At 62.8% G+C, this 22,815-nt stretch carries 10 protein-coding genes; 2 read left to right on the forward strand and 8 right to left on the reverse strand.

Annotated elements, in window-relative coordinates; all coding sequences use genetic code 11:
* Positions 1 to 66 precede the first annotated feature (66 nt).
* The 7 genes from GXP39_00950 to GXP39_00980 all read right to left on the reverse strand — a co-directional run bounded on the left by GXP39_00950 (position 67) and on the right by GXP39_00980 (position 15,559).
* Entirely contained in the window at positions 67 to 3,993 is a 3,927-nt protein-coding gene (locus tag GXP39_00950) for a hypothetical protein (protein NOZ26606.1), read from the reverse strand.
* Positions 3,994 to 4,007: 14 nt separating this feature from the next.
* Positions 4,008 to 5,069 carry a hypothetical protein gene (locus tag GXP39_00955; protein ID NOZ26607.1) on the reverse strand — a complete coding sequence of 354 codons (1,062 nt, stop codon included), beginning with the start codon at positions 5,067 to 5,069 and terminating at the stop codon, positions 4,008 to 4,010.
* A 29-nt stretch (positions 5,070 to 5,098) separates the two neighbouring features.
* Positions 5,099 to 6,928 (reverse strand): hypothetical protein, encoded by a 1,830-nt coding sequence (locus GXP39_00960; GenBank protein ID NOZ26608.1) that lies wholly within the window; start codon positions 6,926 to 6,928, stop codon positions 5,099 to 5,101.
* Between the two features lie 43 nt (positions 6,929 to 6,971).
* Positions 6,972 to 9,002, reverse strand: a complete 2,031-nt coding sequence (locus GXP39_00965; GenBank protein NOZ26609.1) for a hypothetical protein — start codon at positions 9,000 to 9,002, stop codon at positions 6,972 to 6,974.
* A 130-nt stretch (positions 9,003 to 9,132) separates the two neighbouring features.
* Positions 9,133 to 13,233, reverse strand: coding sequence for a hypothetical protein (locus GXP39_00970; GenBank protein ID NOZ26610.1), 4,101 nt, complete (start codon positions 13,231 to 13,233; stop codon positions 9,133 to 9,135).
* A 31-nt stretch (positions 13,234 to 13,264) separates the two neighbouring features.
* Positions 13,265 to 14,074: a hypothetical protein gene (locus tag GXP39_00975; protein ID NOZ26611.1), complete on the reverse strand. Its 810-nt coding sequence runs from the start codon at positions 14,072 to 14,074 to the stop codon at positions 13,265 to 13,267.
* 15 nt (positions 14,075 to 14,089) lie between these two features.
* Positions 14,090 to 15,559, reverse strand: coding sequence for a CSLREA domain-containing protein (locus GXP39_00980; GenBank protein NOZ26612.1), 1,470 nt, complete (start codon positions 15,557 to 15,559; stop codon positions 14,090 to 14,092).
* A gap of 483 nt (positions 15,560 to 16,042) precedes the next feature.
* On the opposite strand from GXP39_00980, the gene GXP39_00985 reads away from it, so the two are divergent.
* Both GXP39_00985 and GXP39_00990 read left to right on the forward strand, forming a co-directional pair.
* Positions 16,043 to 19,501 (forward strand): NACHT domain-containing protein, encoded by a 3,459-nt coding sequence (locus tag GXP39_00985; protein NOZ26613.1) that lies wholly within the window; start codon positions 16,043 to 16,045, stop codon positions 19,499 to 19,501.
* 698 nt (positions 19,502 to 20,199) lie between these two features.
* The gene (locus GXP39_00990) at positions 20,200 to 21,312 is read left to right on the forward strand and encodes a tyrosine-type recombinase/integrase (protein NOZ26614.1); all 1,113 of its coding nucleotides are present in this window, start codon (positions 20,200 to 20,202) and stop codon (positions 21,310 to 21,312) included.
* A gap of 24 nt (positions 21,313 to 21,336) precedes the next feature.
* On the opposite strand, the gene GXP39_00995 is transcribed toward GXP39_00990, so the two are convergent.
* On the reverse strand, positions 21,337 to 22,749 hold the full coding sequence (locus tag GXP39_00995; protein NOZ26615.1) for a tyrosine phenol-lyase: 1,413 nt from the start codon (positions 22,747 to 22,749) through the stop codon (positions 21,337 to 21,339).
* Positions 22,750 to 22,815 lie beyond the last annotated feature (66 nt).

The raw sequence follows: 22,815 nt of genomic DNA on the forward strand, positions 1-22,815 counted from the left end.
CCGTTCGAACTCTGATTTCTCCACATCTCTCACCAGGGGAGACATCTTTCTCTGGTGGCTCTCACATCAGGGTGCCCCCAGGGGCAGTTCCCTGAGCATGGTCGGGAAGAAGGTCTGACGGTTGACATAGATATCGATGGCGTCGGAGGCGTGATTGCCGTCGTCATCGGTAACGGCGACGGTGATCCGGTGTCGCCCTAGGCTCAGTTGCGACGCCAGGATCTCCTGGCCGATGCCCAGATCCCCGTCACGATCGGAGTGCCAGCTGTACGCCTCATCGGGCAGCGCCCCGTCCTCAGCGTCGTATCCGATCGCGCTGAGGAGGACCGAGGAGCCCAGGAACATCCCGGCCCCATCCTGAGGGGCCAGGATGGACACCCTGGGGGGCTTGGCTGGCACGGTGAACGGGCCGGTCATATCCTCCGCCGTGTTCACGCCATCGGTGATTCGGACGCGCAACATCCCCTGCTGCGTCTCGGGCCACAGCGAGGTGTCCAACTCCACCTGCGTCTCCTTGATATCGATGGCAAGCGGCTCCCATGTCTCGCCGGCGTCGGCGCTGAAGTACACCGTGGCCGTGAGCGCATCACCGTCCGGGTCGGCCGTTTCCCAGGAGAGGGTGAGGGTGTCGGGCACGATATCTGGCACCGGATCGAGGGTTACCGTCGGGGGATTGGGGCTGGCGGTCGTGGAGGTCAGCTCAGCGCCCTGATGGGCGATGACGATGCGGGTTGTGCGCGCGTCATAAGGCACCCACACGGCGAAGGGTAGAGGGGCATCTTCGGTGTCGACCCCCGGTAGTGGGGTGAACGGCTGCTCGGCCAATACGGTGCCGTCGGCGGCCAGCAATCGAACGGCGTACTCGCCCTCCGATTCCCCCCAGGCCATGGCGCTCACCTCGGATGCCGGTAAACGCATCATGGGCAGCAGGGTGATCTGCTCAGTCCTCTGATCTATCGCGCCCACCACCTCCAGGTATTCACCCTCTTGGGACGCAGGCTGCAACGGGGCGGGGGAGGGGGTGCCGCCTTGGAGGCGTTTCTTCAGCTTGCGAAAGGTGTAATCCGATATCCATCGGTTGAGCTGATAGGTCATAATGTCGGCGAAGACGGTCGGGTTCTTGATGAGAGGCGGGGAGAAGCCCGTGTCTAGCCCATAGTAATCCCGCTCGCCGCCCCGGCTCAGTTGGGTCCCGGGATAGGGATAAGGCTCATAAGGCCCCGCGGTGAGGCCATCGCTCACATGATGCATCCCCAGACAATGGGCGATCTCATGAGCAAAAGTGCCCCCTGTTCTCTCCGGGTCCTTTGGATGCACTTTGACCCAGCCGACGCGCCACTTGTCACTACAGAACCCGTTGAACTTCCGGGTGTTCGTGGAATCCCGAACTACGGCCAGGGCGACGGTGTTCGGCCCCTTCACCAGGCTGCGCAGACGGATCAGTTGGGCCTGCATGACGCCCACGGTTCTGCCGAATTGGATCCAGGTTCGGTGGGGGTGCAGGGTGATCCTGCTGAGCGGGTACATGCGTTGGGCCACCAGGTGAATATGCTTATAGTCATTGTAGGAAAGCCCGTTCGTCTCCTGACAGTTGGTGGTGCAGCCGTCGCGCACCTGCACGATCTTAATATCCAGGGGCGGCGATGGTTCGACTGTCATCGTGACGGTCCTGGTGTTGTTGTGCGAGGCCGGATCGCTGGTGCAGGGTGCGTCCACCTGTGCGGTGATCTCCAGGGTTCCCGACCTGGCCACCCAGGACGGCGGAATCGGGCAGTAGAGGCCGCCGGTGATTGTATTGTTGCGGGCATATTTCTCACTTCCAGGATAAAACCGGATGACAGGGCTGTTGGCACAAGGGACAGGGGCTGTTCCCAGAGAGACCCCATCTCGCTTCGCCCGTAGCCACCCACGCGTGGAGACGGTAACCTTGCGATCGCCCTTCGTATACAACCGCACATAGGTTCGCTTACCCGCGATCAGGGGTACATCGTTGTCCAGGTTCTGGATGCTCTGCGTCACCTCCATGTCGATGAGCTGAAGGTCCAGGACGGTGGGCCGGGGGACATATGCGGAGGGCGGGCATACCACCGGCGTCGGCGTCAGCGTTGGTGTGGGCGTTGGAGTCGGCGTCCACGTGGGCGTCGGGGTCGAGGTTGGCGTCGGGGTCGAGGTTGGCGTTGAGGTGGGCGTGGGCGTGGCCGAGTTGACGCGTGCGCTGAGACGATAGCGGTGAATGATGTCCCCGTCGACCTGGGGGCCGACCTCCAGGTAGAAATAGTCGCTCTTGGTAGGGAAGGTGTCGATCCGCAGGGTGTTGTTGATGGGAACTGTGGCGCAGTTCAGGCGGTTCCCGGTGCTCATATCCACCAGGCAGAGGAACATTTGGCCCTGGGAAGAGGTGTATGTCACCTCGGCGATCAGCCGATCCCCTTGATCCGCCTGCAAAACGAACCAGTCCCGGTCACCGGGGGGACAGATGCTGAGGTTATCGTGCTCCTCGGTGTGATCGCGGGTGTTCCTCAATTCCCACGCCTTATAGTAGGGATCGTTGGGCTCCAGCCGATCCATCTGACAGTTGAACACCTGGGCCAGGATGGTATACGGCCTGCTCGTGTCGAAGTACCGGCCCTTTCCCGTGACCTGAACGTACCAGGTGCCGCTGCGGTCGGCGGTGAACCGGGCGAGCTCATCCGGGGTGCCGCTCAGGACCGAGGAGGTGGCCCGGGTCCGATCCGGGCGGTACAGGAAGAGATCATAGTCCTGAGGCAGATCGTAAAGTTGGACTTTCATGGTCTGGCTGATGCTGATGGATGGGAGCAGCCAGTAGTCCTGATCGGCGACGGCACAAATATAGCTGACCGTGGGAGCGTCCACGATGGACCAGAAGGCCTCGTCAAAGGTGTCGTTGGGCTCCCAGGGATCGGGACACCCGGGATAGCGCGGCGTAGCCGTTGGCGTCGGGGTGGGCGTAGGCGTGGCCGTGGCCAGATTCGTCCCGCATGCGGTCAGGCGCACGTTATCCAGGAAGAACCGGGTGAGGTTCTGGGCGTTGGTCGTGGCTGTGAAGCGGAGGGTATCAAAGCCGCTCAGGTACGGGGTCAGATCCGTTGAAAAGCTACCCTGTCCCGGATCGCCGATATGTCGCGTGATCTGGGTGAACTGGCCGGTAGAGCCGTTCTCGAGGACGACATCCAATGTGTCTCCGGCATCACTGGGGCCGTCTATCAGGAGGTCATACGTCAGCGTCAGGCGGGTGGTGTTGAGCGGCAGGGTAAAGGTCTGCCTCAGGTGGCTGGTCTGGCTATCTCCGTGGCTGAGCAGCGCACTGTATACCCCATCGCTGGCCCATTCTGCGGTGATGGGATCCGGGATATCGGCGGTGCTGGTCCACTGCCACGCGAGCAGCCCGACCTCAAAGGAGCCATTCGTCAGGATCTGGGTGCACGTCTCGCCGGGGCCGGATGTGGGTGTGGGTGTGGGGGTAGGGGTAGGGGTATCCGTGGCCTGGCTCGCGGCTGTAACGCGAAGGGTGTAAGGGTTGACGAGCTCTCCTTCGGTGCCATGGACGAGGGCGTAGTGGGTGCCGCTCTCCTGAGCCGTGTAGATGATTTGCTCCGGTGTGTCACCCGGATTCGTGGAGCTGGCGATGAGCGTCTCCCCTGGGTCGTACAGATCCAGATCGCTGTTCAGCTCCATGTTGTATAGATCGATCACCACCTGCTGGCCGGCGTCGAGATAGAAGCGGTAATAGTCGAGGTCGTCGGAGTTGCAGACGTAGGCGGCGTACTCCGCGTCGAATTCCACGTCGGTCGCCTGGGTGAACCAATCGTTGGGCTCGTAGGGATCGGGACACTCCGAGGGCAGGGCAATGTTGGCGGCGCCACGGTACCCGAAAGCCGGTACCTGATGACCCCCGTTCAGGGCGATCATGATGAACACCAGCATCGAGAGCGGGATGATCATCATGATATGGGATAACGCCCGCTGTGCCATAATGTCCCTCCCCGCTACATGTGCAGGAGCACCGGCAGGTAGATCTTGATGTGGCCTGGCATCCCCGTTGGTGTGGGCGTCGGCGTCACGATGGCCAGGCGGAGGGCGTAGGGAGTGGCGCTCCACGCGTTTTGAGGGGCGAAAACGCCAGCGATGTAGTTGTTCCAGCTGGGAACATAGTGCTCCACATGCTCGGGTGTGGTGGCAGGCTGCCTCGATGCGGCTACCGGGGTGGCCTTCCCAGGCTCCCAGAGGAGGAGATCATAATTCTCAGGCAGGTTGGTTAGATCCAGGATCACGACGTTCCCGCCGGTCACATAGAAGCTGTAGTAATCCTCGTCTCCCTGAGGACAGATGTATGCCTGAATCTGCCCCGGCGAGATGGGCGCCGCGTTAAACCCATCGTCATTGGGTTCATAGGCGTCGGGCGGACATATCGACGTAGGCGTGAGCGTGGGAGTTGGTGTGGGCGTGGGCGTGCTCGTCGGCGTGGGAGTTGGCGTTGATGTGGGCGTGTTCGTCGCTGTCGGGGTCGGCGTCGGCGTCGGTGTGAGCACCGCCACCTGTAGCGTATAGGGATTCACGCTCCACACACCACCATAACCGAAGACGTTCGCCCGGTATCCCCCGGTTTGGGAGGCTACATGCTCGATGTGCTCGGAGGTGGTGCCGGTGTTCTGGGAACGGGCGGTCAGATATCCTGAGGGGTCCCAGAGAAAGAGATCGAAGTCATCCGGCAAATTGGTTAGATCCAGTCGAATCGTATCCCCGGCGGTAACGGAGAACTGAAAATAATCCTCGTCTCCCTGAGGGCAGATGACCGCCTCCCATAATCCTGGGGAGATCGAGTAAGCCGTGCTGAAGGTGTCGTTGGGCTCAAAGGGATCGTAGGGGCAGTCCTGAGTCTGGAACGCCGGGGCCGGGGCGGGCGCTCGCAGGGGATCCGAAAGGGTCGATCCTGCCGAGCGTCCGGAGAGCATGATCCAGAGCGGGAAGAGGAGAAGCAAAGGGATCAGCGAGTGCCCGGATTTCAAAATCGGATTCCGTGATATGGGGTGCTGACGTGGAGGTGCCATGATCCCTCTCCTTATCTTCAGAGGTGGAGCTATCTCATGACATGCGGGATATAGATCTTCCGAGCTCCATTGGATCCAGATGCGTCCGTTCCCCAATCCGGGTATGCCGCGCGGCCGTCGGTGGTGACGGGCCACAGCTCCACCGGGTTCTCCAGGTTGAGAATCCACAGATCGCGCCCGTTGACCGTGCGGCGATCGAACATGAGATACTTCCCATCGGGAGAGACCGTGGGTGAATGCACGGGATCGGCGAGGAGCTGTTCCGTGTATCGATATAGGTTCAGCTGGGTCAGCGGCTGTACCTGCCCGGTGGAGAATCGATACAGGTAGAAGTTAAGCCCGTCCGTGTAAACGAAGCCGGAGCCATCCGGCAGCCAGGCCAGTTCCTGGGTGGAGATCCCGGTGCTCACCGCGTTCACCAGCAGGGTGCCCTGGCCGCCGCCCTCCGTGGTTTGGTAGATCCCCGCGTATGAGGCGTAGAGCAGGGTGCCGTCCCCCTGGGGAGACCAGGAGAAATCGCTCACCCCTCGGGCGTTGGTGGTGAAGGGATCCCCCAGCAGCCCGCCCAGGGTCACCGTCTGGGCCACGCCGTTGACCGAGAAGCCGATGAGCGCTCCATCCGGCCTCCAGGAGGGATTGCTGGGCTCGATGGCCTGGCAATCATCGGGGACGAAGTTCAGCGTGCCCACGCTCGTCGTCTTGCCTGCGCGCACGTCCACCATCCCCCCGGCGAAGGTATACAGCCCCTGGCTGCATTTGCTGTCCATCCAGATGAGGACGATGTACTGCAACGTGCCCGACCCCAGGTCTGCCACATTGGGGACGACGAAGGAGGCCGTGCTGTTGGGGCCGAGGGGGCCGAGCGCGATGGGTGTAGCCGCTCCCTGCACGTAGATTGAGGCGGCGGTGATCTGCCGGTTGCTGTTGTTGTGGACGACGCCGCTCACCGTGCCTCGGCCATAGCCGCCGCTTTGCATGTCCGCGTGGGAGGGTGGGTTGGTCACACGGCGCACACGTCCATCGCTCACACGAACGCGATATACATCCACGTGGAAGCGGGAGTAACCCGCCTCGTGATCGCTGGTGAACGCGATCTCCGAGCCGCCTGGTCTCCAGGCCAGGCCGAAGATCTTTCCCTTGCCGGCGACGGGATATGTCCAGAGGACGTGGCGGTTGCTGCCGTCGGGGTTCATCCAGCCGATGGTGTAGCGCCCGCTGTGATCCACCCCCCGGTAGGCGACGCGCCCGCTCAGCTGTGGATACACCATCTCACCGCTGAGTTTGAGGGATACATTGTCCACATAGGCCTGGAACGCGTCGTGTTGGTTGAGGACCAGTTGGATGAGGAGATAGACGCGCTGTTTGGCCTGGTGCGCGGCCTGAATCGCGGCCACCTCGCCGTCGCTCAGAGTGTGTTGGAAACGCTGCCAGCCTGTGTCGCCGGTCACTACGGGGGTCACCTGCCAGGAGGTGATCTCGGTGGCCTGGGTGCCGTCGTGCTTGATGAAGCCGGCGACGAGCCGGCCGCCATAGGCGCCATAAGTGCCGGGCACCATACGATAGTCGAAGGAGACGGTAGCCGCGGTGGTGCGGGTGGGCAGGTAGATCTCCTGCCAAGCGCTCGCCGGCCCTCGGCTCAAAAAGGTCTTGAGGACGAGGACCGGGTCGGTGCCCACCCCTACGCTCTCCGTGGTGGTCACCTCGTTCCATCCCCAATCGTCCAGCCGGGCGTCAAAGGTGCCGTTGCGGATGAACTCGCGGTTGGTGAACGTCTCCCCGCCCGCGGCGAACGCTTGCATCGGCGTGACAATCGTGCTCATGATCAGGCACAAAAGCGCCCACGGGATGTATCTTTGCATAGACGGATTCTCCTAGGGTCGCTGCAAGAAAGCGACAGAACCGTTATTGCCGCCGTATGATGGGCAGATAGATGTGCCGCGAAGGCGTCGGGGGGGCGGCTCCGCCGCTCAGCGCGATCGTAAGGGAGTAGGTCTGGTTGGCGCTGAAACCTGCGTAGGAAGTGACCGTGACGTAATAGAAGCCGCTCCCGGTCGCCACGTGTTCAATACGCTCGTCAGCATTGCCCGAGTTGGTAGAGGTGGCCACCTGGTTCTGACCAGGATCGCTCAGCCACAGATCGTAATCCGTGTTGGCGGGGATGTTCGTCAGGTCGATGATGATGCGCTGGCCCGCACTCGCGTTGAATTTGAAGTAATCGATGTCCTGATCGGAGCAAATGGCTGCTCGCAGGGTGGTTCCGGGCGTGATGCTGCGGGCCTGGCTGAAGTTGTCGTTGGGCTCGTAGGCGTCCGCACAGGCGAGCCTGGGCAAGACCGCCAGAACGGAGCCAAAGCTATCCCATTCTTCGGCTTGGTCTTCGATGCCATGGCTGTCTTGCGTCCACCACTGATTGTTTTGTGCGGTCAGGCCCTGAGTTGAGCCGTAGATGACCTGCACGGCTCCCGCGTTCTGGGTGTTGCCCAGATCTTCATAAGGGACGCCAACTGCGAGATCATCGTAGCCATCCCAATTGAAATCGCCCGCGGCCAGGGATTGCCCGAAGCTGTCGTTCGCCTTGGCCCCGTCGTTGTTCAGGCCGGGGGAGCCCTGATACCATAGCTGGGAACCGGAATCTGTCAGCCCTTGGTCGGTGCCGTAGATGATGATCACAGCTCCCGTATCGTTCACACTATTCATTTCTTCGTCGCGGACGCCTACGGCCAGGTCGTCGTATCCATCGCCGTCGAAATCGCCCGCGGCCAGGGCATAGCCGAATTCTTCATCCTCTTCCGCGCGGTCCGGCAAATTGCCCGTGTCCTGCGTCCACCGCTGGTCGGGTGTGGCGAGGCCCTTGCTTGAGCCGTAGAGGACGTGCACAACGCCGGCTTCGCTCACCTTCCCGGCATCTTCGTTATGCGCTCCGATGGCCAGGTCGTCGTATCCATCGCCATCGAAATCACCCACGGCCAACGCCTCGCCGAAATCGACATCCTCCTTCGGCTGGCCTGAGATGCCGTTATCGCTTTGATTGAACAGTTGATTACCTGTGGCCGTAAGCCCCTGTGCAGAGCCATATATCACCTGCACTGCGCCGGCGTTGGGCTCGCCCGTCACTTCCTCACCACGAATACCGATCGCCAGGTCGGCATACCCATCACCATTGAAGTCGCCAGAGGCCAGAGCGTCGCCGAAGAAGTCCCCATCACTGGCCTCCCCCAACATGCCGGGACTATCCTGATGCCACATCTGGTTGCCTGTGGCGGTCAGACCCTGGGCCGACCCGTAGAGGATGTGCACCACCCCCAGTGCGTCGGCGTTGTCGGCCTGGAAGCCCTCCGATGGATTGCTGATGGCCAGGTCCGTGTAGCCATCGCCATTGAAATCGCCCGCGGCCAGGGCTTCACCGAAACTGTCGTAGTCTTCGACGCTATCGAGCACGCCCGGCGAGTTCTGGTCCCAAAGCTCACTGCGTTGCCCCACGCCGGTGGCTGATCCGTACAGGACGATGACCGCGCCGCCCTTCTTGCCCCCGGCTGGGGTCTCTCCATAGGCGCCGATGGCCAAATCAGGATAGCCATCGCCATTGAAATCGCCCGCGGCCAGGGCGTTGCCGAAGAAGTCCCCTTTTTCCGCGTTCTCGGGGATGCCGGGGCTATCCTGGGTCCAGAATTGGCTGCCGGTGGCCGTGAGACCGGCGTTGGATCCGGGAATGGCATGAACGGCCCCGGCCATACTGACGTTGCCGACGGCCTCAGAGTCCACACCCACCACCAGGCCGTCCTGGAAGGTAAATCGGGGTGCGTTCGTTGCAACAGGCTGAGTCGGAGAGAGGAGAGTGCTACCGACCGCCACGCGCGCACCGAAGATCAGGATCACCATGCAGAGGGTGACCGAGACAGCGCCGATAAAGTGAATCCGTCCTTTTCGTGTCATCTTGCCTCCCTGCCTTGAAAACAGGTTCTCCGACCGATTCTCGTGGTTCACGGCGTCCCGTTAGGGGCACGGTGACTGTCATCAAAAGAGATGCCTTTCCCTTGCTCTTGCCGTCTACCGTCTGCCGGATCTAGTTAGGGGATGCGTCAGACTGCGGCCCCCGGACGCCGGCGGGCGTGGGCCATGCGTGCGGGACGGGCTTGGGCGAGGTCCCCTCGTGTCGCTCCAGGGGAGCGATCGAGTCCTCGGCCGGAAGGCCATATTCCCGGCTGGCGTGGCTCTGCGCGGCCGTGATGGGCTCGTCCCAGGCGATGGCCCGGAAATCGTCGAAGTGGACGATGCCCGGCGCGTAGCTGGAGGGCCAGTTGATCAGCCCAAAGTATCCTTGGCCGAGCAGGGAGACGTCGCTCAGGGTCTGCAGGTATTCATCGTTCACGAAGAGGTGAATCTTCGTCCCATCACGCACGGCCTTGAGCGTGTTGGGCGAACTGCCCGGCCGGATGGCTGAGGAGGGAAGCCACGCATCCCCCTCCGCGTCATCCCATGTGAGCGCCTGCCAGTTGCCCTGGTAGATCGCCAGGGCATACTCCATCGTATCGGGGATGATCAGGAACGCGTACAGGGAGTTGAACGATCCATCCTCGCCGAAGATCAACCCGTACGCGATGGGGTAGTTGCTCGGCCGATGTCGGGCGGTCACCTGGAAGCTCCCGTTGGGATACGGGCCGATAGGAGCCCGGAAGACGCATGCCCAGTCGGGCTGGGTAGCGGTCACGTACTCCCCACCCTCATACGTCGCCTGGCAGACCTCTGTGCCGCTGGTGGGCCATCCGCTGCCGGAACTGCTGAAGTCGTCCTCCATGATCACCGTGGGGATGGTGATCTTGAAGTCGTCGAAGTAGGAGGTGGCCGATCCGGTGTTGTAGTACGCCCAGGTGGCCACGCCTACGTACCCGTTGCTGGGGAAGGCATTGTCCTTCACGGTGACCAAATCCACATCGTTGACATAAAGTGTGATCTGGTCTCCCTGGCGACGTACCTTGAGGACATTGACCTGGTCGCCCGTTTGGATGGCGGGTGAGGCTCCCGCGTCGGTGACGTTGGTCCACGTGCCGTTATCGTATCGTTGCAGCAGGTAGGTCTGGTATGCAGCATCCACCCAGAAGACGTAGAACTGCTGGATGCTGTTGGGGGAGTCCAGGCCAAAGACCAGGCCGTAGACGCTGCCATCACCGGCGGAGGACTTGGCGGCTTTCACCTGGAAGACGCCATCCACCCGGGGTTGCGCCGGAGCTGCGGAGAGGCATACCTGTCCTAGCTGCAGGACGGCTACGCCATACATGCCGCTCACGTAGGCATACTGGCACACCCCTGCCGCCCCGGAGGCCCAGCCGCTGGCCGGATTGGCGAAGTTGTCGTAGTAGACGCGCGGTGAAGGGGGCTGCGTCGGTGTAGGTGTGGGGCCGACGGGCGTCGGGGTCGGCGTCGGCGTGGCTGTGGCCGTGGGGGTCGGTGTACTGGTGGGCAGGAGCACAGCTGTGGCCGTGGGAGTGGGTGTGGGATAGCCGGTGGGGGTTGGTGTGGCCGTGGGAGCAGATGTAGGTGTAAATGTAGGCGTGCTGGTTGGGGTGGGGGTGAACTGCCCCATGTTCTTCCCCACCAGCGGGAGATGGAGGAGGGTGGACGGCGTTGTGCCGGGCCGGGTCGGCGTGGGGGTGGGGGCAGAGGTGCCCCCGGAAAGCTGCACGCGATATACGCTGCGCCCGTGGGTTGCGGCCACGAGCACGTTCGCCTTCGCGTTCAGGACCAGATCCACGACTGCCACGGCGGGCAGGCCGTTATTGAAGGGCTCCCAGGTGCGCCCGTCATCACGGGTGCGGAAGACGCCGGTATCCGTGCCGATGTAGATCGTGCCGGGTGCGTCCGGATCCAGGGCGATGGAGAGGGCGGGCACGTCCGGCAGATTGCCGCTGATGTCCCGCCAGGTGGCGCCTCCGTCCGTGGTCTTGAACACGTGCCCGGGCTGCCCGGGAGTGTGGACGTTGAAGCCGTTATACACCACGTACGCCACGCGGGGATTTCGGGAGTCTACGGCGATGGCGGAGACCCAACGATTGGGTAGGGGAGGCTTGGTCACGTTCGTCCAGCTCCCTCCCGTGTTAGTGGTCACCTGCACGTTGCCGTCCGATGTGCCCACGTAGATGGTGCGGGGATCTGAGGGGGCCACGGCGATGGCGGAGATGCTGCCGGGCCGAGTTCCTCCTTTGGAGAGATCCCCGCTAATGGGCGTCCACGTATCGCCGCGATCGGTGGTCCGGTAGAGGCGATGCGTTCCGAAGTAGATTACGCCGGGCGTGGACGGATCCAGAGCGAACGGCGCGTAGAAGAGCGCCCGGTCCTGCTGGCCGATGCCCTCCGTCTTAATGGGCCAGTCATCCACGGGGGCGCTCCCGTTCTTCTCGTTGCGCTGGAAGGAGATGCCGAACCGGGTGCCGTAGTAGATGTTGGGATTGAAGGGATCGATGGCCACCCGGCCTCCGTCGCCCACGTCCAGCGCATCCCATACCAGCGCCCCTGTGGTCCTCGCCTTGTTGTTATCCTGCATGCCGCCGAAGATGATGTTGGGATTCGTGGGGTGGACGCCGATGCCCGTGAACTGGAGGGTGGCCAGGCCGTTGTTTCGATTCACCCATGTGCGCCCGCCGTCGGCGGATCTCCACACGCCGCCGTCGGTGCCCACCCATACCACGTTCGGATTTTTGGGATCGAACACGATGGCGTGGACGTCGGGATGGAGGGTGTGCTCGGGCGCGTCGTTAGGGCTCAGGTCCTGCCAGGTGGCCCCGCCGTCCGTGGACCGAACGACGACCTCCTTGATGCGCGTGACCGGCTGCCAGATGTAGTTGGCGGCCCCGCCCAGGTACACGATGTTAGGGTTTGTGGGGTGGATGGATACCACGTTGTCGTACCAGCACTGGCCCATGCAGTAGTTGGGCGCGTTGCGCAGCCAGGTCCACGAATCGCCGCCGTCCGTGGTCTTGAAGACGATGCCGCCCTGGTATCGGTTGGGCTCCTCGTATTGATAGCCCGCGTAGAGGACGTTGGGGTTGGAGCGGCTGATATCCAGGGCGATCATCCCGAAGTTGCGCCCCGGCAGGCCGTTGGTCAGCCGCACCCAGCTCGCCCCGCCGTCGGTGCTGCGGAAGATGCCGATATTCCAGAAGGCCGCGTACAGGATATTGGGGTTGGTGGGATGCATGAGGAGGGCGGAGGCCCCGTAGCAATCCTGGCAGGCCAGGAGGGTCTGCCAGGTGCGCCCGCCGTCCGTGGATCGGTAGATGCCGCGCAAAGGACGCGCCGGGCCCGCGACGCCCGTGAAGGAGGTGGCCGCGTAGAGCAGGTTGGGCTGGCGTGGATGGACGATCAGGGCCCGGATGCCCAACCCGGTGAAGGCGTCGGCGGCCAGATGCTGCCAGGTGCGCCCGCCGTCCGTGGATTTGAGGATCCCCATGCCGTAGTAGTTGTCCAGGCCGGGGGTGGGCTCTCCGGTGCCCACGTAGATCGTGTCCGGATTGGAGGGATCCAGCGTGATGGTGCCGACGGCCAACGTGGGCTGGTCATCGGTGAGCGGAACCCAGCTGTCGCCGCCGTCCGTGGTCTTCCACACGCCTCCCAGCGCCGTGCCCAGATAGACCACGTCGCTGTTGCGCGGATCGATGGCGAGGGCGGTGACGCGGCCGCTGACCTTCACCTTGTGACTGCCCATCTGAGAGTCTCGCATGCTTGCGGGGCCGATGTTCTCCCAGCGCGGCAGGGCTGCGGCTTTCCGCAGCATACGCGACATCTCGATCGTCTGGCGGATGGCCTTGGGATACGCCCCCTTGGGCAGGGTATCCTGCGGATAGGCGCGTTGGGCCACGAAGAAGTGCAGACGCAGGCGTGGCTTCCCCGTCTCGTCCACCCCCGGCGGTATAGGCGGTCCCCCTGGTGGGACGAGCCGCCAGGAGGGAGGCCCACCCGCGGGCGTGGGGCGGGCGCGGCAGGCGAGGCAGTTGGGGCCATCGTCCGGGCGCCACGCGTCGGGGGCCGGGACATGCGCGAGCGAGTCGACCATGTAGGGCACGATGGGCTCGGAGAGGATCCCCTGATCCGAGCGCGTAAAGATGGCCAGCACAGCCAGAACCACGGCCAGCGAAAGGTATACGGGCAGACGTCGATCAGCGCCTCTCATCTCGTATCCTCCGAATCCACGACGGCCTTTCTCAGTCTATCCACGCGGTTTCCATCAGGTTGTACCCGGCGATCTGGAGGATCGCCAGGGATAGCAGCCAGATCTCCGCCTCTCTGGAGGGGGACCCCTCCAACGTGATGGCGGGGGTAAGAGCTCTCCTTCGCAAGTGAATGACGCCCTTCAGCCGGGCTGGAGGGCAGGCCAGATGACCGATGGTCTCCCCCCGGATCGTGACCGGGTAGGAGCGTTCTCGAGTATCACGCAAGCGGGTGATGGGGCCGATGCTGAAGCGGATAGGGGACCTCTTCGGCCGGGGTGCGCTGCCGATGGGCTGTTCCTCTGCGTCGAGGAGTATGCCGTCAAGGCGGATGCTTCCCCATGGCTCTCCGTCCACCTGGATCATGACGCTATCTGGCGTGATGCGGTAGGCGAAGGACTGTTCGGTCGTGCGAGCCAGAAGATGCCCATCGGGTCGGCGGGCGCCGCGCACTTTCAAACCGAAGGCGACCCACGATGGCCCATCGGGATCGCTTCGGCTGGGGATGGTGCCCCGCGCGTTCAGATCCCTGCCGATCCTCCACCAACGAGCTCTCCAGCCGGCGGCGAGATCGGTCAGACCCTCCGAAGACCAGGGGCGGAGCTGAGCGACCATTTCGTCTAACTGCTCCTGCAGCTGCTCCCACCCTTCGGCCAGGGTAGTGGCATCCGGGGGACGCCATTGGCGATGGATGGTGTACATCATGAACACCGCCAGCGCGATGAGCCCCAGCCCCCCGATGCAGAAGGGAAGCACGCAGCCGGCGATCGTCAGGAGTTCGGCGAAGGTCCTCGTCCCGCCCACGGGCACTATCTCCCTCTATCCTTTCTTCACCATCACCGGCAGGAAGTAGCGATGGATTTTCGTCTGCTGGCCCGCCGGATCGTACTCGTAGGCGCCGATATCGCAGACCGCGGAGCCGTTGCCATCGCCGTCCAAGGGGCGAGCCACGCCGCGTTGGTCGGTGGCAAGGCAAGTGGTGTTCAAACCGGCATCTACGGCGGGACTGTTACTTGGGAGAGCGTGCGTGGGGGTGGCACCGCCGTTATCCGCTAGCGGGAGCAGGCGTGGGTCTTTGCCGGTGATATTCCCGGTCGATGTGCCGCCGATGGTGCACTGGCTGGTCACCGTTTGGATCAGGTTATGGCCCAGGGAGGTGAGCTTGCCCCAACAATCCCGATCCCCGTTGGGGTCCTGGTTCCCGGCGATGAGGGTGTTGGTCAGCCGCACCACCGGCGAAGTCTCTTCAGAGGCGGAGAGCTCGTTGTAGACCCCGCCGCCACGCCCCAGCCCGTCTCCGTCGAGATCTGCCGTGTTGTTCGCAATGGTCACGTTGGCCAGGGATACGGCGCCCTGGACGCCGATCGCGTTGCTGTTATAGATCCCGCCACCGCGCCCATTCGTGCGGTTTCCGCTGATGGTGCTGTTGGCCAGCGTGAGCGTCCCACCGCTGTTCCGAATTCCACCTCCGCCTTCGTCATAGGCTACCGCCTCCGCGAAGTTCTCACTGAACGTGCTGGTCGCGATGGTGGTGGTTGAGTATACGTTGTTGAGGAGCGCGCCGCCCTCGCGTAGGGCTGAGTTCCCCCGGAAGAGGCTGTTTCGCACGATGACCGCATTGCCGTTGTTCGCCAGCCCCCCCCCGTTCATCCCAGCGTAGTTGTTCAGAAGCTGGACGTTTTCCAGTGTGGCGGAGGCGTTGTCGGTGACCTGAATGCCGCCGCCATTGCCGTCGCTCCGGTTATCGGTCAGCAGGACGTTCTTCACGAGGATCTGAGCCCGGCCAGAGACCTGAATGCCGCCGCCATGGGGTGGGTTGATGGCATGGCCGTTGCGGATCGTCATACCGGAGATCGTGACGAGGAAGGCCCCGGATGAAACCCCTACGATGTCGAAGACGCGATCGCTTTTGTTCCCGTCGATGATGGTCTTTCCGATCCCCGCGCCGTTGATGGCCAGGCTGGCTGTGATGTCCAGGTCGCCCATTGCGGCCGCATCCTCGTCGACCCCGGCGATGGTCAATTTGTAAATGCCCGCCGGCAGGGTGATGATATCGGCGCCGCTCCCCGCGGGGCAGGCGTCAACGGCGGTGTCCGTGTTGGCGGCCCGAATGGCCTCCCGTAAGGAGCAATCTCCATCGCTGTTCAACTCATCGTCGGTGGTGTTCACGGTGATCGTGGTCGCGGCCTGTGCGATGGGGGAGGGCAGTGCGGGCCAGGACCAGACGAGTGAGGACAGGATCAAGAGGGTGAGAAGCATCTTCGTGCGACTACCTTTCCTGAGCTGCATGCAGGCGCCTCCTTTTCGTGTAGTGCAAATGTTCTGCTTCGACGTTAGGGTCCTTCAGCGTTCCTGGTGGGGGGATCGAGAGGCGAGGAGGTCTGCTCTCGTAGATAGGCGATCAGTGCCTCCACGGAAGGGAACCCCTGGCGTTTTCCAGTTCGGGTATCTTCCAGGGAGGCTCGCCAGATGGGGGAGTCGTCACCTGACTCGGCCCACAGGCGTAGAAGGAAGGAATAGTATGGATATCGATCCAACGGGCTCATGAGGAACCTCCCAACGCATGGGCGGTGCACTGGATCCTCGCATGGACGCGGCGGCATTATATGCCCCAGGATACAGTGTCCGGGCAATGGCACAGTGACTTCAATAGCACAATGGTGTCAGGAAAGTGTCAGGAGGGAGCCCTAGATCCGGTTCAGGGGTGGGTTTTCGATGAATGGAATATGGTAAAATAGGCCTAAGTAAGGGAGGGGCTCTGGGGGAAGGGAAATGGGATTGGAGATCTTCCTGCTTGGGACGTTTCAGGTTCTGCGGGATGGCGAGTCGCTCCAGGGTTTTGAGTCCCAGCGCGTTCGAGCCCTGTTGGCTTATCTGGTGCTGGAGGCGGATCGGCCGCATTCGCGCGAGGCGCTGGCGGCCTTGCTCTGGCCCGATGCCTCCGATTGGCGGGCGCGCCGCAACCTCAGTCAGGCGTTATCCAATCTCCGGAAGGTCCTGGGAGAATCCGGTCGGGAAGGGGGGTATCTTCGAATCACGCCGCACAGTGTTCAGTTTAACCCGCAGAGCCGTTATGTCCTGGATGTGACCCGCCTGGAGGCGCTGTTGGATGCCTGCGAACGGCATTCTCATCGGCGCATCGAGGGTTGCCAGGCCTGTCAGGATCGGCTGGAGCGGATTGTGGGCCTGTATAAAGGGCCGCTCTTACAGGGCGTCCGCGTGCGAGATGCGTTGCCGTTCGAGGAGTGGCTGGTGATGCGGCGTGAGCGTCTGGAGATCAAGGCCCAAACGGCCTTTATGAGGCTGCTTCAGATCTACGAGCGGCAGGGGGATTACGCGGCTGCCGAGGAGGTGGCCCGTAAGTTATTGGATCTGGCGCCCTGGCTGGAAGAGGCGCATGCGCGCCTCATACGCTTGTTAGCCGTCCAGGGACACCGCAGCCAGGCGCTGAAGCAGTATCGTACCTGCTGCAAGGTTCTGGCGCGTGAACTGGAGACCGAGCCTACAGCGGAGACGCAGGAGCTTGTGCGTCGGATCCGGGCGGGAGAGACCGATCCCTCCTCGTTGGGCTTCCCCGCGACCATGTGTCGACTACCGACCCCTTTCACGCCCTTCGTGGGGCGTGAGGTGGAGGTCCAGGCCATCGTCGATCGGTTTCAGCGCCGGGGAGACAGGCTGGTTACCATCGTAGGCCCTGGAGGATGCGGGAAGACCTATCTGGCCGTGCATGCCGCCCGGCGTCTTCTCTGCGCCTTTCGCGATGGGGTCTACTTCGTCTCTTTGGCCTCCTTGAGCTCGGCGGGGGCGCTCCCTTCCGCGATCGCAGATGTGTTGGGCATTCCGTTCTTCGGGGAGCGGTCGCCGGAGCAACAGGTGCTCGCTTATCTGCGTGAGAGAGACCTACTGCTTGTCCTGGATAATTTCGAACATCTGCTGCCGAAGGTCGGGTTTCTGGAGGAGCTTCTGCAGACTGCCCCAGACGTTTGTCTTCTCATCACCTCGCGCGCGCCCTTGCATCTGCAGGCTGAGCAGGTGGTCCCGTTGGGAGGGCTGGCATATCCCGAGGAGGGGGCGGCGGATTGGGAGCAGTATCCGGCGGTGCAACTTTTTGCCCAGCAAGCCAGGCGATTGAGCCCGGATGTGGATCCGCTTCGGGAGGAGCCCCGGGAGGTTGTACGCCTTTGCCGTCTGGTGGATGGGATGCCCCTGGCGCTCCTGCTGGCCGCTGCCTGGGTCCGGACGCTGTCGTGTGGGGAGATCGTCGCCCGGATCCGAGAGAACCTGGATTTCCTCCAGGTGAATTGGCCGGATGTGCCGCCTCGCCATCGCAGCTTGAGGGCGACCTTTGACCACTCCTGGCGATTGCTGAGCGCCAAGGAGCGGGAAGCCCTTCAGGGGGTGTCCGTGTTTCAGGGGGCTTTTGATGTCGGCGCTGCGAGTCAGGTGGCAGGGGCCACGGAGGAGGTTCTGGCCTCCCTGGTTGATAAATCCCTCGTCATGATCGTGGCCTCGCAGCACTACAGGTTACACGAGCAGCTCCGGCAGTACGTATATGAGAAACTGGAGGCTCACCCCGAGCGGTTGCGGCAGGTACTCGCTCGCTATTTGGCCTATTATGCAGATCTGGTCGAGCGGCATTTGGAGGGGCTTGAAGCGGGGGATCCGGAGGCGATGGCGGCCCTCGAGGCGGGACTGGAGGATATTCGGGCGGCCTGGCAACATGCGCTGGCGCTCGAGGATGCCCGGATTTTGCCCGTCCTGACGGAGGGGTTGACGGGCTACTATCGGCGCCGCAGTCGGTTTCATGAGGTGGCTGACCTATTACGGCGCTTGCTAGAGGGGGGTGGAGGCGGCCGCCTGGACGACAGGACGCGGATCTCCTTTCAGCGTCAGCTGGGGGAGGCGTACTTCAAGTGCGGCCGCATGGTGGATGGGGAACGTTATCTGCACGACGTGTTGCGTGCACTCGACCGGCCCATGCCGAAGGCGGCCGCTCCTTTGGTGATTCGGATAGGTGTGGAGGCCGCACGGCAGGCGTGGCATCGCGTGCGGATGCCGCGCCCGGCGGCCGATCCCTGGAGGCTGCTGGACGCGGCGCGCGCATATGAGCGGCTGGGGCAGTGTTTCTTCTTCCGCTCTGAATCCCTCCCGGCGATCTACACGGCGCTTCGTGGGTTGAACCTGGCCGAGCGAGCGGGTGTATCGCCGGACTTAGCGCGCCTCTACGCCAGCATGTGTCTGGGACTGGCCTTTGCACCTCAACGCCGCTTGGCGCGAGTGTACGCTCGTCTGACCCGGGAGATGATCGAGCGTGTGACGGAGGAGCGAGCTCGCGCCTGGGCGTTGGAGGTGCTCTCCCTTTATCACTGTGGCGTCGGGGAGTGGGGGGCTGCGTTGGAGGCGGCCAACGCAGCCGTTGAGATCGCCAAATCCATTGGGGATCAGCGGCGCATGGAGGAGGCCATGGTCACGCCGGCGCTGGTCGCTCACTATCGGGGCGATCTGGAGCGGGCGTCATCCATGTGGCTGGATCTCCATCGGCTGGCGGCGGATCGACGAGATCCTCAGGTGCAGGCGTGGTGCGGCACCGGATATGCTGAGAGTCGACTGTTGCTGGGGGAGGATGAGCGCGCTCTTCGCTGGCTGCTTCGCGCACAGACCCTGCTGGTCGACACGCTGGATGAGATCAACAACGCGAGCTGTTACGGCGGGTTGGCGCTGGCCTACTGTCGATTGGGGCTTTCGGATCGGATCCCCCAGGTGGTCGATCAGATGATCCCGCTGTTGCATCGAGCTCCCTCCGCGTTTTCGATGTTGGAGGGCTTGGCCAACTTCGGTGAGGCGTGCCTGATGCTGTCCGCTTCGGAGTCGGCGGTGAACGGTGTGGCGCTGGCAAGGCCTCTTGAGGCGCTGACTCGAGAGGCCTTGCGGGCGATGCGGCGGTTTGCTCACGTGTTCCCGATTGGCCGCCCGCGTGCCTGCTGGCTTTTGGGGAAGCACGCCTGGCGACTAGGCAGGCGTCGTCAGGCCCGGCGCTATTGGCGGCAGGGTGCCCGGGCCGCTCAGCGTCTGGGGATGCGCTATGAGCTGGCGCGTCTGCGCTATGAACTGCACGTTCATTTCGATGAGGCGTCCCCTGAGCTTTCCTTGGCAGCGGGGGAACGACCCTCACATTCCATTCTATCGGCTCTGAAGGCGAGTTGTAATCGTTGTGGTGGGATCACCCCGTAGATTTCCAGGCACGTTCTGAAAGATTGCCCGTTTGATGGATCTCCGGAAGTAGGGTAGAATAGCAAACGTGCCATCCAGTAAATGGTATTTGTTTTTTGGTGTGGGGCGTGCATATTGTCGTGTTGTTATATGGGTATGTGCTGCATAATATATTGTTAATCTTTGTGGGTTCGGTAGGGGAGTGGGGTAGGGGAGTAGTGTTCGAGCTAAGAGGTACTGGCGAGGGATGTCAGGCCGGGCGCCAGTGTAATGGGGGGGATTGTGTGGAATTGTAGCGTTCGGGCGCAGGCGCCGGACCTGCACGCCAGCGCCTGGCATCGGCGCCTGAAGCTGGATCGGAACCTGAGGGCCCGCCATGCCTTGCCCTCGTCTTCTCTCTGTGGTATATTAGACTTCGTCTAAGAAAACTTATGCGAAGTAAAATCTGTGAGGAGGACGAGAGGCCTGGATGAGTACTTCTGCCCCACTGCGGCGCTGCGTGATGAATGGTACCCGCCTGGGCGCTTCAGGTCAGGGCACCGTCCGGCGCTCGACGAGCTCACATCCCCCTACCCTGTGTGGTTGCCTGTTATCCGGCTGGAAGAAGGAGCTGGACTTGGGGGACCGAGGGATATGTCCCATTGACGTCAGGGAGCCCCCTATTTGCGGCGCTCTCTCTGCTCCGTTTTGTGTTTATGTAAACTTACGTGGAGGGTGTGATGACAGTTGAGGAGGCGATCGAGCAGTATCTGGAGCATCTCAAGGCCGCTCGATCTTTTGGCACGGCTCGCACGTACGCCACCGGCTTGCGGCACTTCTGTCGCTATCTGGAGTCCCGCTCGATGCCGCCGGCGGAGACGGCGGTGCGGGACCTTACCCTGCCGATCGCCACCGGGTTCGTCACCTGGCTGTACGATTACCTGCTGGAGGAGGCCGGCGGGGAGCCGCAGAAGATATCGGAGGCCACGAAGGGCACCTATTTCGCCGCTGTCATTGGCTTCTTCGAGTATTTGATCATTGAGGCCCAGCTCCTTCCGATGAGCATGAACGAGTATGACACGCTGCGGAAGGTGCTCGCCCGGGCGGTCAGGCGGCAGCAGCGGGACATCCTCCCCCCAGAGAAGCTCCCCACCCGAGAGATCGTCGAGGCTTTGCTGAAGGAGGCGTACAGGCCGTTGGAACTTCCCCCAGACACGCCGCCGGGCGAGCGTCGTCGCCGGGAGCTGATCCGATTGCGGAATATCGCCATCATCGAGGCGCTGTTGAGCTCTGGTATGCGGGTGGGCGAACTGGTGCGGCTGGAACGAGGGCACCTGCTGCATCACGTGCAGGGAGCGGTGGTCAAGTACGCGAAGGGCAAGAAGGAGCGCGAGGTGCTGTTCTCCGACCGGGCCTGGCATGCCATCCAGACGTATCTGAGGGCCCGCCAGGATACGGCTCAGGCCAGGCCGCTGTCCGACCTCCCCGTCTTCGCTCGCCACGATCGACGGGCTGGTTCCCGGATCCTCCCCCTCACCACCCGGAGCGTGCAGAACATCTTCTTCGAGCTGGCCTCTCGCTCGGGCATCGTGGAGATGTTTCATCTGACGCCGCACACGCTTCGGCACTTCTTTGCTACGGAGTTTCTGAGCGAGACCGGCGATCTGGCGCTGACCCAGTATGCGCTGGGACACTCCTCCCCTGCCACGACCCGTATCTACGCTCAGACCAAGCGTGAGGACTACCGTCGGGCGCATCGGCACGTGTTCGGCTCGAAACGTGGGATCGAGCCGGATGTGGTGGAAGCCATCGATGCGGAGGTCCCGGAAGAGGAGCGGGGGCACGATGTGTAACCGCCCTCGTGCCCCCGCCGTTCGTCACTCGATAGGCTCGAAGCGTGCCTGGAAGAAGCGCAGGTACTTCGGCTCGTAAACCATCCGCAGCCCCTTCGTCTGCTCCCGGGCGTCGTATACGGCCTTGACGGCCTCGGCGACCACATCCATGTGCGCCTGGGTGTATACCCGGCGGGGGATCGCCAGCCGGGTTAGCTCCAGCGCCGGGTATCGATGGTCCCCCGTCTCCGGATCCCGCCCGGCGCTGACGATGCCCCGCTCCATACCACGCACGCCGGACTCGCGATAAAGCTCGGCTGCCAGGGTCTGTGCCGGGAATTGATCCTGGGGGATGTGGGGGTAGAAACCCTTAGCGTCCAGAAAGATGCCGTGTCCCCCCACCGGCTTCACGAAGGGGATGCCCCAGTTATCCAACAGATCTCCCAGGTAGCGTACCTGTCCCACCCGGGCGCGCACATAGTCGTCCTGCACGGCCTCCTGGATGCCGATGGCCAGCGCCTCCATGTCGCGCCCGGACATCCCGCCGTAGGTGTGCAATCCCTCGTAGATCACCACCATGTTGCGGAGTGTGTCGAAAAGCTCCGGGTCGTTGACGGCCAGCCAGCCGCCGATGTTCACCAAGTTATCCTTTTTCGCGCTCATCCAGGCGCCGTCGGTGTAGCTGCAGAACTCCTTCAAGATCTCCGCAATGGACTTATCCGCGTATCCCTCCTCCCGCTCCTGGATGAAGAAGGCATTCTCCACCATGCGAGTGGCATCCAGATAGATGCGGATCCCATATCGATCGCATAGCTCTCGCAGCGCTCGTACATTGCCCATACTCACCGGCTGGCCTCCGGCCATGTTCACCGTGCCCGCCAGACTGACATAGGCGATGTTCTCCGCCCCCACCCGCTTGATCAGCGCCTCCAGCTTGTCCAGGTCCACGTTCCCCTTGAAGGGATGTAAATTCGTAGGATCGTGGGCCTCGTCGATGATGACGTCCTCGAAGATGCCGCCTGCCAGCTCCTGGTGCAAGCGGGTGGTGGTGAAGTACATGTTGCCGGGCACGTACTGGCCGGGCTTGATCACCGCCTGGCTGAGCAGATGCTCGGCTCCCCGCCCCTGGTGGGTGGGCACCACGTAGCGATAGCCGTAGTAAGTCTGTACGGCCTCCTCCAGGTGGTAGAAGTTGCGGCTCCCGGCGTAGGCCTCATCGCCCAACATGATCCCCGCCCACTGCCGGTCGCTCATGGCACCAGTGCCGCTGTCGGTGAGCAGGTCGATGTACACATCCTCGGAGCGGAGCAGGAACGTATTGTAGCCGGCCTCCTTCAGCGCTTGCTCCCGCTCCTCCCTGCTGAGCATCCGGATCGGCTCCACCATCTTGATCTTCCATGGCTCCGCCCAGGAGCGACGCCCGAACTGCTGCCCCATCGTCTTGACTGTTCGTGGCATGGATCTTCCTCCTATCATGGGATTCCGTTTGGCTGTGTCAACTTCTTATCGTGCGGAGGCGATCGG

Source organism: Chloroflexota bacterium (assembly GCA_013152435.1).
Taxonomy (GTDB): domain Bacteria; phylum Chloroflexota; class Anaerolineae; order DUEN01; family DUEN01; genus DUEN01.

Bases quoted from the DNA above. Each gene is read 5' to 3' on its own strand.
- GXP39_00950 (NOZ26606.1), bottom strand. From the start codon at position 3,993: ATGGCACAGCGGGCGTTATCCCATATCATGATGATCATCCCGCTCTCG.
- GXP39_00955 (NOZ26607.1), bottom strand. From the start codon at position 5,069: ATGGCACCTCCACGTCAGCACCCCATATCACGGAATCCGATTTTGAAA.
- GXP39_00960 (NOZ26608.1), bottom strand. From the start codon at position 6,928: ATGCAAAGATACATCCCGTGGGCGCTTTTGTGCCTGATCATGAGCACG.
- GXP39_00965 (NOZ26609.1), bottom strand. From the start codon at position 9,002: ATGACACGAAAAGGACGGATTCACTTTATCGGCGCTGTCTCGGTCACC.
- GXP39_00970 (NOZ26610.1), bottom strand. From the start codon at position 13,233: ATGAGAGGCGCTGATCGACGTCTGCCCGTATACCTTTCGCTGGCCGTG.
- GXP39_00980 (NOZ26612.1), bottom strand. From the start codon at position 15,559: ATGCAGCTCAGGAAAGGTAGTCGCACGAAGATGCTTCTCACCCTCTTG.
- GXP39_00985 (NOZ26613.1), top strand. From the start codon at position 16,043: ATGGGATTGGAGATCTTCCTGCTTGGGACGTTTCAGGTTCTGCGGGAT.
- GXP39_00990 (NOZ26614.1), top strand. From the start codon at position 20,200: ATGACAGTTGAGGAGGCGATCGAGCAGTATCTGGAGCATCTCAAGGCC.
- GXP39_00995 (NOZ26615.1), bottom strand. From the start codon at position 22,749: ATGCCACGAACAGTCAAGACGATGGGGCAGCAGTTCGGGCGTCGCTCC.